General features: G+C 69.0%; 6 protein-coding genes and 1 CRISPR repeat array. All 6 genes read right to left on the reverse strand.

The features are described from left to right. Positions 1 to 102: 102 nt before the first annotated feature. A CRISPR array of direct repeats spans positions 103 to 4,677; the repeat unit is 36 nt; unit sequence GCTTCAATGAGGCCGGGGCATTACTGCCCCGGAAGG. 296 nt (positions 4,678 to 4,973) lie between these two features. The 6 genes from cas2 to cas7g all read right to left on the reverse strand — a co-directional run bounded on the left by cas2 (position 4,974) and on the right by cas7g (position 13,794). After that, complete coding sequence (gene cas2 / locus GHC57_RS17165) at positions 4,974 to 5,276, reverse strand: CRISPR-associated endonuclease Cas2 (protein ID WP_153346524.1); 303 nt, start codon at positions 5,274 to 5,276, stop codon at positions 4,974 to 4,976. Between the two features lie 125 nt (positions 5,277 to 5,401). Further along, positions 5,402 to 7,129 carry a CRISPR-associated endonuclease Cas4g/Cas1g gene (gene cas4g/cas1g / locus GHC57_RS17170; protein WP_153346526.1) on the reverse strand — a complete coding sequence of 576 codons (1,728 nt, stop codon included), beginning with the start codon at positions 7,127 to 7,129 and terminating at the stop codon, positions 5,402 to 5,404. 17 nt (positions 7,130 to 7,146) lie between these two features. Beyond that, entirely contained in the window at positions 7,147 to 8,169 is a 1,023-nt protein-coding gene (locus GHC57_RS17175; protein ID WP_153346528.1) for a type I-G CRISPR-associated protein, Cas3-extension family, read from the reverse strand. Then, on the reverse strand, positions 8,166 to 11,087 hold the full coding sequence (cas3g, locus tag GHC57_RS17180) for a type I-G CRISPR-associated helicase/endonuclease Cas3g (RefSeq protein ID WP_153346531.1): 2,922 nt from the start codon (positions 11,085 to 11,087) through the stop codon (positions 8,166 to 8,168). Before cas3g ends, GHC57_RS17175 begins: the two co-directional genes overlap by 4 nt. Continuing rightward, a complete protein-coding gene (gene csb2 / locus GHC57_RS17185; protein WP_153346533.1) occupies positions 11,084 to 12,553 on the reverse strand; it encodes a type I-G CRISPR-associated protein Csb2 in 1,470 nt (489 codons plus the stop codon). The genes cas3g and csb2 overlap by 4 nt, the downstream gene beginning before the upstream one ends. Beyond that, positions 12,553 to 13,794 carry a type I-G CRISPR-associated RAMP protein Csb1/Cas7g gene (cas7g, locus tag GHC57_RS17190; protein WP_153346536.1) on the reverse strand — a complete coding sequence of 414 codons (1,242 nt, stop codon included), beginning with the start codon at positions 13,792 to 13,794 and terminating at the stop codon, positions 12,553 to 12,555. The genes csb2 and cas7g overlap by 1 nt, the downstream gene beginning before the upstream one ends. Between the last annotated feature and the right edge of the window lie 1,017 nt (positions 13,795 to 14,811).

Below are 14,811 nucleotides of genomic sequence, written 5' to 3' on the forward strand. Positions count from 1 at the left end.
GTTCACTCTATGTTCTGCGCCATTTCGGGCCACCTGTCACCACATGATGCGGTCCCGGACTCAAAGGGATAAGCCTTCTTCCGTTATATCGACCGCCATTAAGCTTCAATGAGGCCGGGGCATTACTGCCCCGGAAGGGCCGATATTAAACGGGACATAAAAGAACGTGAGGTTGCTTCAATGAGGCCGGGGCATTACTGCCCCGGAAGGGAGATACTAAACAAGAGAAAGCCAGCACGTTCCAGCGCTTCAATGAGGCCGGGGCATTACTGCCCCGGAAGGATGTGACTCCTGAAGAGTTCGCCGACTATGAACTTCAGCTTCAATGAGGCCGGGGCATTACTGCCCCGGAAGGATAGATTAGGATCGTTTGATAGCTTCTGTGCAATTCGCTTCAATGAGGCCGGGGCATTACTGCCCCGGAAGGTCGTCTGTCAATCCTTGGCGTTCAAATTCTTCCCTGTCGCTTCAATGAGGCCGGGGCATTACTGCCCCGGAAGGGCGCGGCGGGTGTCGATCCGGTGGAGGCGATGGCGTAGGCTTCAATGAGGCCGGGGCATTACTGCCCCGGAAGGTTACAGCAGCGGCGGGTATACCGGCTCGCCCATTGCGCTTCAATGAGGCCGGGGCATTACTGCCCCGGAAGGGAGGAGGCCGAGGCCGAGAAGGCGCGCGCGGCCGAGGGCTTCAATGAGGCCGGGGCATTACTGCCCCGGAAGGGCCGCCGCGCCGGTCGTGCCGTCATAGCTGGCCGCGTCGCTTCAATGAGGCCGGGGCATTACTGCCCCGGAAGGCGATTGCGTTCTTTACCTCTGTCGCAACGTGACGTTGAGCTTCAATGAGGCCGGGGCATTACTGCCCCGGAAGGAGGGGGCCGCTTCCAAGCTGGCTAGCGGCGTCCACAACGCTTCAATGAGGCCGGGGCATTACTGCCCCGGAAGGTCCTCGGCTTCCAACTGAGACTTGAGGTTGAGTGGTAGGGCTTCAATGAGGCCGGGGCATTACTGCCCCGGAAGGCTCGTTGAACTGCTCGCGGAGCGCCGCCGCGAAGTCGTTGCTTCAATGAGGCCGGGGCATTACTGCCCCGGAAGGGCTGTGGCGGCGCGCCCGCACGGGCCGGAACGCGCAGCTTCAATGAGGCCGGGGCATTACTGCCCCGGAAGGACGATATGCTATATAATATGCTGGCTACAGTTGCTTGCTTCAATGAGGCCGGGGCATTACTGCCCCGGAAGGAAGTTCACCGCCCCAATTGGCCATGGAGCATTGAAGTGCTTCAATGAGGCCGGGGCATTACTGCCCCGGAAGGCATTGTTCAAGCCTGCATTCATTCGCGTTATGGAAGACCGCTTCAATGAGGCCGGGGCATTACTGCCCCGGAAGGGTTTACCAACACGTAGAACATCATTTCCAGCAGAACCAATAGGCTTCAATGAGGCCGGGGCATTACTGCCCCGGAAGGATTACAAGCTGGATTTGAGACATGGCGTGATGACGTGCTTCAATGAGGCCGGGGCATTACTGCCCCGGAAGGCATTAAGAACTCACGATACAAAGGTTTGATATACCAGCTTCAATGAGGCCGGGGCATTACTGCCCCGGAAGGCCAGGCCACCCATCCCGGCCAGCCCGAGCACGTCGTTGCTTCAATGAGGCCGGGGCATTACTGCCCCGGAAGGGAGGCGCGCGTGGGAGCGGCGAAGCCCGCCCCGGTGCGGCTTCAATGAGGCCGGGGCATTACTGCCCCGGAAGGAGGGCGAACCGAGGCGGTTCGTTCGGCGGTTCGAGAGCTTCAATGAGGCCGGGGCATTACTGCCCCGGAAGGCTGCACCTGCCGACGGACAACGAGGACAGGCCGCCGAGGCTTCAATGAGGCCGGGGCATTACTGCCCCGGAAGGGTGACCCTGGCCCAGGAGATCGAGCCGGGGCGGACCAGCGCTTCAATGAGGCCGGGGCATTACTGCCCCGGAAGGCACATTTGTAGGTTCTGATTAAATTCCAATAATAACGAAGCTTCAATGAGGCCGGGGCATTACTGCCCCGGAAGGGGCCATCACCCAGCTGACCAAGGCCGGCACCGACGAGCTTCAATGAGGCCGGGGCATTACTGCCCCGGAAGGACGGCGCGCCATTGCGATCGTGGGCCCGCTGGTCCCGCTTCAATGAGGCCGGGGCATTACTGCCCCGGAAGGGGCGATGAGCCGCGCGTCAAGGACGTGCGCATCGGCGCTTCAATGAGGCCGGGGCATTACTGCCCCGGAAGGTCACGCCGACCACCAGACCGATGATCTCGTAATCCTCCGCTTCAATGAGGCCGGGGCATTACTGCCCCGGAAGGCGGCCGGGTGTTCCCGGAGACGAACAAAATCTTCTCGCTTCAATGAGGCCGGGGCATTACTGCCCCGGAAGGACGTTCCAGAAGTTCGGCACGGGCACGGCGACCACGCTTCAATGAGGCCGGGGCATTACTGCCCCGGAAGGTAGCTGAAAATACAAAGGATCCTGCTAGAAGAACCCAGCTTCAATGAGGCCGGGGCATTACTGCCCCGGAAGGGCGATCTGCGCTTCGCGGTTCAGGTTTTCAATGTCGGTGCTTCAATGAGGCCGGGGCATTACTGCCCCGGAAGGTTATTTAAATTGAGGTGATTATGAAAACTGTAGCAGTGCTTCAATGAGGCCGGGGCATTACTGCCCCGGAAGGCTACCATGATATCAACTTCAAAGTTGTCATTGTACCATGCTTCAATGAGGCCGGGGCATTACTGCCCCGGAAGGGACCCATTAGAAGGGTCTGCCGTTGACGTGCTATCGAGCTTCAATGAGGCCGGGGCATTACTGCCCCGGAAGGGGCGGGTTCTGGATCCGGGGCGTGCTGGCGGACCGGGCAGCTTCAATGAGGCCGGGGCATTACTGCCCCGGAAGGCGGCCTGACGGCGGCGGCGTGGGCGGGGCGTGCCGACTGCTTCAATGAGGCCGGGGCATTACTGCCCCGGAAGGGGTCGGCTGACCGATACGGTGACGGCCGGCATGGCGCTTCAATGAGGCCGGGGCATTACTGCCCCGGAAGGTTATTTCTTCTTTATAGTCATTTCCATCAAAAGATACGCTTCAATGAGGCCGGGGCATTACTGCCCCGGAAGGGCACTCGCCGGCATCGCCCCAACAGGTCGAGGCGCGCTTCAATGAGGCCGGGGCATTACTGCCCCGGAAGGCGAGCGGTCGCGGATCGAGTTCATGGTGCTTTTGAAGCTTCAATGAGGCCGGGGCATTACTGCCCCGGAAGGCAAAGGACCACGGATTGAACATGTCCGCAGGTGCGTGGCTTCAATGAGGCCGGGGCATTACTGCCCCGGAAGGCGGTCGCGATCACGCTGGTCTGCGCGCCGGAGCCCGTCGCGCTTCAATGAGGCCGGGGCATTACTGCCCCGGAAGGCAACAAGTCCGGCATCACGGGCGAGAGCACCACGTTCCAGCTTCAATGAGGCCGGGGCATTACTGCCCCGGAAGGTGCCCCAGCTCCAGCTCGGCGCCGGGCGGCAGGGCCCGGCTTCAATGAGGCCGGGGCATTACTGCCCCGGAAGGGAGACGCCAATGCCGGCGGTGCGCCCGCCGGTGACGCGCTTCAATGAGGCCGGGGCATTACTGCCCCGGAAGGCAGCAGCTTCTTGCCCGCCGGGTACACGAGGCCCTGGCTTCAATGAGGCCGGGGCATTACTGCCCCGGAAGGTATTGGGTGCTCGTGCCGAATGGTGCCAGCGCCCCGAGCTTCAATGAGGCCGGGGCATTACTGCCCCGGAAGGTCCGCTTGGTGCAGCGCGCGACCCTGAGCATCGCCCGGCTTCAATGAGGCCGGGGCATTACTGCCCCGGAAGGGGCGTCGGCGCCCTGGAGGCCGCCGTCACACCCATGACGCTTCAATGAGGCCGGGGCATTACTGCCCCGGAAGGGGGGACGCCGACCTGTCCCGCCTGATCGCGACGGCCACCCGCTTCAATGAGGCCGGGGCATTACTGCCCCGGAAGGGCAGCTTCATGGGCGATCTGTTCGAGCCGTCGCCGCCGCTTCAATGAGGCCGGGGCATTACTGCCCCGGAAGGGCATCGTGGACCTGTTGGACGGCGGTAAGCTCATCATGCTTCAATGAGGCCGGGGCATTACTGCCCCGGAAGGGCCTGACCGAAGCCATGGGCGTCATGGCCGCGCCCACGCTTCAATGAGGCCGGGGCATTACTGCCCCGGAAGGGGGCCGGGTGTTCCCGGAGACGAACAAAATCTTCTCGCTTCAATGAGGCCGGGGCATTACTGCCCCGGAAGGAGGAAGCCGTGCGGCGGGTGGTGCAGAGGTAGACATGCTTCAATGAGGCCGGGGCATTACTGCCCCGGAAGGCCAGCCTGAACGCGCCGTGGGTGACGTCGTGGGTCTAGCTTCAATGAGGCCGGGGCATTACTGCCCCGGAAGGGAGTCTGGTTCTACAAGTTACTTATCTGATACTAGCGCTTCAATGAGGCCGGGGCATTACTGCCCCGGAAGGATGCGCTTTTTGTAACTCGACGAAGTGTGCTTCATTGCTTCAATGAGGCCGGGGCATTACTGCCCCGGAAGGCATGAGGAAAACGACTGTAAAAAAAGACGGAAGACGAGCTTCAATGAGGCCGGGGCATTACTGCCCCGGAAGGAGACCGCCCCGCAGGGGCCTGTCCTGTCAACAAGTTTGGTCCCTTTTGCGAGCGCTGGCAAGACAGGACCGCCCGCCGACCCGGCCGCCACCGGACGGGCGCCAGCAGGCCCGGCCGAACTCTCTGATTTACAATGACAAACAGCCTCTGCGAGCGCTCCCCGAGTCGCGGGCGCCGCATCAGCGCTCGCCCGGGCGCGGCGGCCTCTTTTCCTGGCCGGCTTTTGTCCTGACCCATCAGGACAAAAGCCATACGCCGCTTCGGGGCCCCCGCCCGGTTGACGCGACACGGAAAGATTACACGATGATCGGGGTGCGCTCCACCACCGAGACGGCCTTGCCCAGGCTCTCCATCCGGGGCTTGACGGCGTCCGCCGGGCCCAGATCGAGGATCAGGACGTGGTCGGCCCCGGTCTCGATGATGTCGGCCAGGGCCCCGCGCAGCTGTACCAGCCGCTTGCGCGACAGCCGGCACTGGAAGACGGAAAGCTGCAGCCACGCGCCGTAGCCGTTCATGACCTTCCACACCCGCCGCCAGCGCTTCGGGTCCGCGATGTCGTAGGTGATGATGTAGAGGTGTTCGTCGGTCGGTCCTGACATGAGGAGAGTCTTTCTTTTTTGATCGCCGGAGCCGCTTCGCGGCCCGGCTCCGCGCCTTCGGCGCGCCGGCGCAGTCGCGCCGGTTGGGGTTTTGATCGCGGGGCCGCTGTGAGACCCGGCTCTCCCTACCGCGGTGTCACCCAGGGGAACGGATCGATCTCCCCTTGCACATGACGGCAGAGCAGGCGCGCCTGCACCTCGATCAGGCGGCGATAGCTGACCTGATAGCCGAACACGGGGTGGGTCAACTCCTGCTCCAGGCGGCGCTCGAACGCCGCGATCAGGGCCTTGCGCGCGGCCGGCGCCATGGCGCAGCCGCCGGCGGCGTGGACGAAATCCCCGGGCGAGACCTCGCCGTTGTTGATGACCGTCAGCACGGCCGAGTCCGCGATCAGGGGGCGGTCGGGCTCCATCATGTCCAGGGCCAGGGCGGGCCGGCCATGGCGGACGGTGTGGTAGAACCCCCGGTACGGGTCCAGCCCCACGCCCGACAGCGCCACATGCCAGGTGCGCACCAGCAGGGCATAGGCGAAGGACAGCAGGGCGTTGACCGGATCGGCCGGGGGCCGCCGGTTGCGGGCGCGGAAGTCGAAGGCGACCGGGCCGTCCGCCTTCAGCATCAGGGGAAAGGCGCCGAAGTAGGCGGCGGCCGCCGCGCCCTCGATCCCCAGGAGGGTGGCGGCATCGGGGGCTTTTTCCGCCTCGGCGGTCATGCGCTTGAGCAGACGCAGCGGCTCGGCCACGGCCTCGGGCGGGTGGGTGTCGCGGCGGTTGCGGCGGAGAAGGGTGCGGGCGTTGCGCGCCTTGGCCGCGACCAGGCCGCGCGCGAGCCTCAGCGACCAGCCGGCATCGAAGGCGCAGCGGTACTGCGCCTCGCGCGCCGCCACGGTGCGGTGGCCCAGGCCCACCGTGTGGCCCAGGAACCAGCCGCCGTGGCTGTGCCAGGAGACGGGGATCTCGCGGCGCATCAGCTCGTGCAGGGCCGGCGCCGTCACCGAGACATTGCCGAACAGGACCACCTGCGAGACCTCCGGCAGGCGGGCCTTGACCGGCGGGGCGTCGTCGATGGAGACGACGAGCTGTTCGCCCGACTTGCCCAACTTGCCGTGCCCGGCCTGGACGACCAGCGGGAGGGCGTCCGGTCGGGCGGCGGCCAGGGGACGGGGCGCGGGCATGGCGCCCAGGGCGTGGCTCACCTCGTCCGGCAGGCAGATGCCGACCAGCGCGCAGCGCGGGCACTTCGGGCTGTCGATCAGGGGCGGCGGCGGGCGGCTCTGGGCGGCGGCGAGGCGCAGGCCGTGCACGGCGTGCAGGGCGGCCTGCCGCAAGGCGTCGTCGAAGGGCACGCGCACCCGCTCGCGGCTGGCGCGGTAGTACAGGAAGCCCTCGTCGCAGCGATAGCCGTGCTCCTCCAGCAGCAGCCCCTGCAGGCAGACCTGCACCCGCTCGGGGTCATAGGCCCCGCCGGCCACATGCGGACGCTTGCCGCGCTTGGTGTCCACGGGGCTGACCCGGTCGCCGCTGCCGTCCACAAGGTCGATGACGCCGGTGATTCCCAGCGCCTGCGAGGTCAGGGCGACCGAGCGGGCGTGGATGTCCTCGGTGTCGTCTTCCGACGGCGGCGTTTCCGGCAGGTGGCCGCCGCCGGCATCGATGCGTTTGTGGACCTGCCGGCCTTCCTCGGTGTCGGCGGAGTCGGCCCAGGCGCCGTCCACCCACATCAGCCACGCGAGCCGGGGGCAGTAGACGAACTCGTTGACCATCCGCACCGGCACCAGCGCCGCGCCCTCCTCCACCGGCGGGGCCGGTAACGGCAGTTCCGGTTCGCGGTCCGGGTCGGCGCGGTGGGTCATGGCCGGTCCCCCGGGGTCTACAGCGCCTCGGCGCGGGTGAAGTTGAAGTACTTGCCGACCGCGATCCGCCGGGCGCGGTGGATGCCGATTACGCCCAGGCGGCGCAGGGTTTCTGCCGGGGGGGTCGCGGCCGCAAGGGCGGGGTGACCCAACAGAGCCTGAATTGTCGCCAGTGACGCGGGACGCGCCCAGATCGGCCAGGTCACGGCCCGCCCGCCCCGCCCCGGCGCCAATTCCGTCCCCAGGGTCAGGAAGTGGATCTGACCGCGCCGTTCCACGGCCGCGCCCGGCAGGGCGGCGAGCCCGACGGCGGCGAGCCGGTTTGCTCCGTGTTCGGTGCGTCCTGCGTCTTTTGACGGGTCGCGGTACCGCAGGGCGTAGCGGCGATCCTCTTCCGGGTCCCACCGGAACCCGTCCGTCTCATCCTGGCGGGTCCAGGGCGCGAACAGGGCGGCGGCGAGGCGATCCGGATGGTTCAGGTCCAGCGGCTTTTTCTTTTTCTTCGCGAGAGATTTCGGCAGCACGCCTTTGGGGACATCGGATAGGCGCGTCAGGAAGTGCTGATGGCCCTGGCCGAACATTGCGACCAGGGGGGCGGCGGCGACCTTGCCGTCGTCCTTGACCGCGCCGTCGCTGAACACGGCCCCCAACAGGGCGGCGCGGCCACGCGTCTGCGTGTTGGTCGCCTCGTCGAGGAGGGCGCGGGCCGTCTGCTGGTCAAAGGTTACATCGGTGTGCCCTTCAAAACGGTGATCCGCCGCCAACACCCCGCACCCCTCGGCCGCTGCTTGGGCGATGTCCGCCTGGGTGGCGGGCGTGGCCAGGGTCAGGACGGGGCGCAGCGGCGGGTGATCCGGGTCCCACTGGGCGCGCGGGCGCCAGTCGGGCCGGGCCGCCTCCAGCGCCCGCAACAGGCCGAGCAGGGCGAGGAAGGCCAGCAGGTTGTCGGGCTCCAGGCCGATCAGCCGGTGGGCGGTCTCGCCCGGCTGGTCCGGGGCGGGCGGCGGGTCGAACAGGTCGGGGTCGCGCCGGTCGGTCATGGGGTGGGCTCCTTCTCCGCCGCTTCCGAGGCGCGGTGGTCGGCCAGTCGGACGATGGCTTCCAGGCGGGCCAGCGCCCAGGGGCCGAAGCGGTCCGTCAGGTGGGCGAACAGTTGGGGCCAGTCGCGGCCGTCGTGCTGGAAGTCCAGGCAATGCGGCCCGGCCGTGCCGCCGGGATACCTCGCGTCCGCGGGCGGGTCGGCGTGGGGGAACAGCGGCCGGCCGTGGCCGTGGTGGGTGCCGATCAGCCACAGGACCAGTCCGCGCAGATCCTTCTTTTCGTCCTCGTGTGCCAGCGCAGCCAGCCGGGCGTCGCCCGTCGCGCGGCGCACGGAGTCCGATTCATGGCGCCACAGGTCGGGCAGCCCGGCGGTGGTGCGGGCGCGGGCGGATTGCGCCCGCGTCATGGGCCGGGACGACTTGGCGAGCGGGGTTTTCTCCGCCGCCAGCGCCGCCAGCCGGTCGCCGCCGTGCAGCCAGACCTGGAAACGCGGGTCGGCCTTGCCCTCGTCATGCAGGCGCGCGGCCAGGGCGACCGCCTCGGTCAGATCGGACGACAGGCCGGCCGCCTGGGCGAAGGCGCGGGCCATGCCCTCGACCTGCTCGGCGTGCTCCTGCAGCGTCAGTCCCGCGCCGGTGAGTGAGCCGGTGGCGTCGTTCTCGGTGACGGCGGCGGGCGCGGCCCCGGTCCCGCGCCGACGGGCGCGCAGGATCAGGCCGCCGTACCCGTCGAGCCGGATCACGTCGGCATCGCCCAGGGGCCGTTCCGAAGCGTCCGGGTCGGCCGGGTCGGCCGGCAGGAACCCGATGCCCGCGCCCGTCAGGGCCTCGCGCACGTCCCGGTCGTCGGTGTCGTCCTCGGGCGCGACGAAGGGGCCGGCGGCGCTCCACGCCGCGTCCGGAGACAGGTCGCGGTGAAGACGCCGGACGGCGCGGCGGTGGGACGGCTGGTGGTCGCCCAGGTCCGCGACCGGCGCCGGGCTCTCCGGCGACCAGCCGAACGCGTCGCAGCCGCCATAGGCCGCCGGCACCACGATCACGTCGCCGGGCCGGATCTGGCCGGGCCAGACCCGCTTGGTGCGGGCCGAGTCCGCCCCGGCCCAGCGGACGGCGGGGCGATCCTGGTGGCGGCCCCGATCCTCGTCCGGGTCCGGCGCGCCTTCGATATCGGCGGTGTCGGCCGCGCCGGCTTCATGCCGCAGCCAGCGCCGCGCCGCCCAGACGGGCACGGCCAGGGTCTCGCCGGCATGCGGGGGCACCAGGGCGAGAAGCTCGGTGGCAAGCTCAGGGTCATCCGGGTCGATGTCCGCCCGCCAGACGATCTGCACATCCGCCGGGCCGCTCTTCGGACCGTGCAGGAACAGCGAGACCGCCGGGTCCACCGCCGGAACGGGCGCGGTCCAAGACAGCAGGGTGACGTCCGCCGGGCGGAGGATGGGGGCGTCGGGGCTGGTGCTGCACAGGTCGGTCACGTCCTGGCCGTCCAGCCGCGCCGCCATGGCGGTCAGGCCGAAGTCCACGACGGGGGCGTCCTTCTTGCTGGCCGGCTTGGCGGCGATGGTGGCGAGCCAGTCCCAGGTCGCGCGGGCGCGGTCGCCATAGACGGCATCGTCGGCCTTTTTCGCCACCTCATCCTTGGCGGCCACGATGACGGCGGACGCGGGGATCGGCCGCCCCGTGCGGTTCAGCCGCCCGAAGCGCTGGCGCAGGGCATCCAGGGGCGCGATCTGGGTGACCATGGCGTCGAAGTCGAAATCCGCCCCGGCCTCGATGGTCTGGGTGGCGACGACGATCAGCGGAAGAGCGTCGGACGGGTCCTCGGCCCCGGACAACAGGCGCTCCTGGTGCGTTTTCAGCAGCGTGGCACGGTCCAACTCGCGCACCCGGCCGGTCAGCAGGATGACCCGTGCCTTCTGCTCCTCGGGTGGGGTCCCGTCGTCGTCGCCCATGGCAGCCCGCAGGGTCTCGAACACCCCGCGCGCCAGGGCGACCCGATTGACCACCACCGCCAGGGTGCGGGGTCTGTCGCGGTCCAGAAGGTCGGTCGCAGCCTCGGCGAGGGCCTTGGCGTGAGTCGGACCGTTGGCCTCGGCCGCGGCCAGACGAAGCGTGGCCGGCTTTGCGGCCGCCAGCCGCTTCGACAGCGTCTCGTCCGCCCGGTCGTCGTCGCACAATCCGAACGGCTTGGCGCCCTGTTCAGACCCGCGCGGGGTCGCGGTCAGGGTCACGACCCGCCAGGGCGGCGGTTCGACCTTGGTCCAGGGCGGGCGGCGGTAGCGGTCCACCCAGCCCAGCGTCTGGGCGAAGGGGGCGGCCAAGTGGGCCTCGTCCAGCAGCAGCAGGCAGTCCGCGCCCAACAGCCCGGCGTGCACCGGCTTCATGCTGTCAGAGACCCCATAGCCCCGGAACAGCAGGCGCGAGCCCACCTGATCCACGGTGGAACACAGGACGGTCGGCTGCGCCGGGGTGCGCGCCCAGTCGCCTTCGCGCGGCAGGCCGCCCCGCAGGGCCTGGACCACCAGGGGCGGGCCGCCGCCGGACAGCGACCGCAGCGCGGCGGCCATGCGACCGAGGGCGCCGTCGGTGGCGGACTCGGTGGCGGACTCCAGGGCGTCGGCGATCTTTCGCGCGCGCTCATGGGCCGCGTCCACGATGATGCGGCGATCGACCACGAAGGCGATGCGCACGGGCGCGGTGCGTGCGGCGCCCCTCTCGGCCTGCAGCGCCAGATGGAACAGGGCGATGTCCAGCGCGGCCGTCTTGCCGCTGCCCGTGGGCAGGTCGAGCGCGGCCGGCCAGTCCCCGCCGTCGGCCAACTGGTGGGCCAGCCGGGCCTGCCACGGGAACGGCGGCACGCCGTGGATCGTCTGAAAGATCGCGGCGAAGTCGTCGGCGGTCAGGGGTGGAGCGCCCGTCATGTTTTGGGCTCCTTCCGCTCGGGCAGGGGACGGCACAGGCCGAGGCCGACGAACCGCCCGGCGCCCAGGATCACCGGCCCGGCGACCGCTTCAGGGAACCGCAGCACGGCATGGGTCAGGCGGCGGTTGGCCACGGACTCCGGCCGGCGCCAGCCGGTCCAGGGCGGCGCGCCCGAACTCGCGCGGGCCGAGGGCGCGGCCCGGTGGGCGGAATGCTTGTGCGCGACCACGACGGAGGGACGCGGCAGCCCGATACGCTCGCAGGCGTCGGCGATGATCTCCGCCGCGTCGCCGTCCTTCTTGGGGTGGCGGTCGAGCGCGATCGGCGTGACCGTGGCCCAGGTGTCGGCCGTCCCCGTATAGAGGGCGGGGCGGAGGGACTGCTTGGTCGCCTCCGTGTCCCACTGAAGCGGCCAGACCAGCCCGCCCCGAAGGCGGAGGGTGAGTCGTCCGGCTTCCAGCGCCCGCACCAGCGCGCGCTCCAGCCCGGTGACCTCCTCCAGCACGGCGACATCGGCCCGTGCGACGGTCTCGGCGCGGGGATCGCGGGCGCGCGCCACGGCCTCGGTCACCGCGCGCGGCGGCACCAGGGCGAGCCCCATCAGGCGCCCGCGCGCGTGCTCCCAACCGGCGTCCAGCAGCGGCACGGCGGCCAGATGCGGCGTGGTCAGGGGCGCCCCGTCCGGCGCATGGCCCGAGACCCAGGCGGGGACAGGGTCGGTGCCGTAGCCGCTCAGCGCGGTCTTGAGCAGCGCCTTGCAGGCCATGGCCCCGGCCACCGCGTCCGGGCGTGGTTCCTCGGCGTGCGCGAACACGATCCAGTCAGCGCCGAACACGCTGGCGGGAGGGGCGGGCTTCGGGGCGGCCGGCGCGCGCACGTCGGCCCCGGGCGCGGGCCGCACCTGCCGGCTCTTGTCGCCGTGGCCGGTGTAACACCCGACCAGCTCGTCCAGGCGGCCGGGGTAGACCCGGCGGCGCGCCGCCTGGGTGTCCGCCGGGGCCTCGGTCTCGCGGTAGGCGCGGCAGCGCACGACCGAGGCCGAATGCCCCAGATAGCTGGTGTCCCGCGCCAGGGCGTCCAGCGCATCCAGCGTGGCCGCGTCCGGGTCGGACTCCCAGACGAACCGGACCAGGGGGTCGGCGGGCCAGGCGGCGGGAAAGCGGCGCTCCTGGCGGCGTCGGCGTGCCGGCAGAATGGTCACCGAACTGGACGAGTCATCATTCGGCGGCACGAACACCGGCACCACCGACCGGGCCTCGAAGTCCGCATGGATCAGGCGCGGCGGGGCTTGTGCCTCCAGCCATTCCAGCGCCCGGCGCTCCGTCGCGATCTCGCCCCGCGCCGCCCACGACGCCGTCAGGGCCGAGAACAGCCGGTCCGGCTGCGGCGGCCAGTCGGCGGCGTCGCCACGGTCGTTGGCGGCGCGCGCGACCCCGGTCAGGTACTCCACCTCGACCACAAGCATCAGGCGTCGCCTTCGTTCGGATGGGCCTCGCCGGCCAGGGCGCGGTGCATGCTCTCGCGCACGATGTGCACCAGCTTGTCCTGCGGAGTCAGGCGCACCGGCTCGGGCGACAGGGTGAAGCCGGCCGCCTCGGCCGCCTTGACCGCCTCGGCGTAGAGCGCGCGGGCTTCCTCGCGGGTCAGGGTGACGGGTTGAACCTCTCCGTCGGCGTGCACGATCTCCAGCGGGGCCGGGCCGTCGCACACCAGATCGCAGCGCGAGCGCAGGGCATAGCCCTGGGCGTCCTGCTCCAGCAGCGCCACCAGCCCCAGGGCCGCGATCAGGGTGCGCCCGGCGGTGTCGCGCTCTGTCGGGCCGCCGAAGCGCAGGCGGCGCAGCCCGGCCAACGTGATAACGACGGTCTGTTCGGCGCGGTCGCAGGTGACGCCCAGCGCCTGGACGGACGGCGCGATGTTGCCGTGGTTGATCTCGGACGGCCGCGCCTTTTTTGCGCCCTTGCCGGCGGCCTTTTCGGAGACGTCCCACCCATTGGCGCCCCTGTAGACCTCGACGGCGCGCAGAATGCCCAGCGGATCGATGCGGCTGCCGGTGCGGCGGTTCGAGGTCTGCACGTCCGGCGGGGCATCCCGGCGCCGGATCGCCGTGTTTTCCACCGACACCCCCACGCCGATGATCTCCGAGACGATGGCGCGCGGGAACTTGGCCCCCAGGCCGCCGCCCTCGCCGGTGGAGTTCCACACCCCGAACAGGAGCGATGTGGGCGAGGTCTCCAGGATCGCGCTGGCATCCCGCGACGTGGCCAGGGCCAGCCGCTGGCCCACGGGACTGTCCTTGAACGGCGTTCCGTCCAGCAGACTGTCGCGCAAGATGGCGTCGAACACCCGGTGCGGCGCCTCCAGCGAGGTGATCTCGCCCACGGTCTCCAGGCCCGCGCCCGCGAAGTCCACGGTCAGGCGCGGCAGGGGGATCGGGTTTTCGGTGTCCCTCGCGGCCTCCAGCAGGGTCTCCTCCATGCGGTTCGCCTGGGACTGCACGCTGTCGATCAGCACACACCAGACGTCGCTGCCGCCGATCCGCCGCCGCTCGAAGACATGGCGCGGCGGGTCGTTTTTCTCTTCGCCCGGATAGGTGGGCGGGAACAGCGTGTCGCCCGGGCCGCCGACCGGCTGGAGGGTGCGGCGTCGCCGGACAGCGGCATCGTTGACGACGGCATGGGTCAGGTCGGCGAGGCTGAGAGGCATGGGGCGATCCTTTCTGGGCAGGGGAGACGGGTGGGTGATGGCAGGATGGTGGCATGCGGAGGTGCCAGCATCGGTCACAGGAGAGAGGACGCTGGCCCATCGGCGGAACCCGAGGACCCGGAGAGCCTAGACCGGACCCTTCCGTCCGTGAAGGCTTGAGCGATCGTGGGCGCGCCAGGATAGGTCATTCGAAAGAGGGTAAGCAACTCTGAGGTGGGCGCGGCGGCCGCCGGGCGCCTGTCGGGTCAAGAGGGTCGGTCTGTCGCGAGGTCGCCGTCCCAGACGGGCACCCTGGCCCACCTTGAACAGTGGCGCCGGGACAGACCGGGCGCGATCATTCTTATGTGGTTGTTTTCATAGGATAGTGCGGCGGCGTCATGGTTTTCCGGCTCAAGGCTTCGGGCCCCATGTGATCTGGCCCCGGTTTCCATGGACACCCATCGGCCCGAAGGAAATCACCAAAGATGACCGCTTCCATGAAAAACACGAATTTGTCTGATGGTGTTGATGGACCTGGGGACAGCGAGGGCGGGCGAAGCCCGTCCAGGCTGTTAGAGCTGGTCGGGGAAATCTGGACAGGGCGGGAAGTGGATCTCCTGCCTGATATCGGCGACGATGCCGAGACAGGAGGACATGTTATGGCGAGACGACCGCGCCGGACGTTTCAATCAGCGGCCCCGTGGAACGGGGCCGGGCGCTCCGGCTTTCAAGGCGAAAGTGGCCCTGGGGCTGTGTAACCTGATGTCTGGAAATTTCGTTCGTGGGGGCGCACCTGCGTGCCCATCCGAGGGGCGCGCCCCACGGATGGGCTACCCTCCAGTCCGGTTTTCTCACTCGCCAAAGGAGACCCGGAGTGCAGGACACCCAGGGTAAGGTCATCGCCGCGCTGATGGAACAGCTCATCCAGACCGGGCCGGAGGGCATGGCCGAAGCGTTCACCGCGCTGTTCAATCTCGCCATGCGGATGGAGCGCGACCGGCACCTCGGCGCCGGCCCCTACGAGCGCAGCGACGGGCG

The sequence above is a fragment of the Roseospira navarrensis genome (genome assembly GCF_009601025.1).
GTDB classification, from domain to species: Bacteria; Pseudomonadota; Alphaproteobacteria; order Rhodospirillales; family Rhodospirillaceae; genus Rhodospira; species Rhodospira navarrensis.

Excerpts from the sequence above, each read along its gene's own strand:
- cas3g (WP_153346531.1), bottom strand. The coding sequence starts at position 11,087 with ATGACGGGCGCTCCACCCCTGACCGCCGACGACTTCGCCGCGATCTTT.
- cas2 (WP_153346524.1), bottom strand. The coding sequence starts at position 5,276 with ATGTCAGGACCGACCGACGAACACCTCTACATCATCACCTACGACATC.
- csb2 (WP_153346533.1), bottom strand. The coding sequence starts at position 12,553 with ATGCTTGTGGTCGAGGTGGAGTACCTGACCGGGGTCGCGCGCGCCGCC.
- cas7g (WP_153346536.1), bottom strand. The coding sequence starts at position 13,794 with ATGCCTCTCAGCCTCGCCGACCTGACCCATGCCGTCGTCAACGATGCC.
- cas4g/cas1g (WP_153346526.1), bottom strand. The coding sequence starts at position 7,129 with ATGACCCACCGCGCCGACCCGGACCGCGAACCGGAACTGCCGTTACCG.
- GHC57_RS17175 (WP_153346528.1), bottom strand. The coding sequence starts at position 8,169 with ATGACCGACCGGCGCGACCCCGACCTGTTCGACCCGCCGCCCGCCCCG.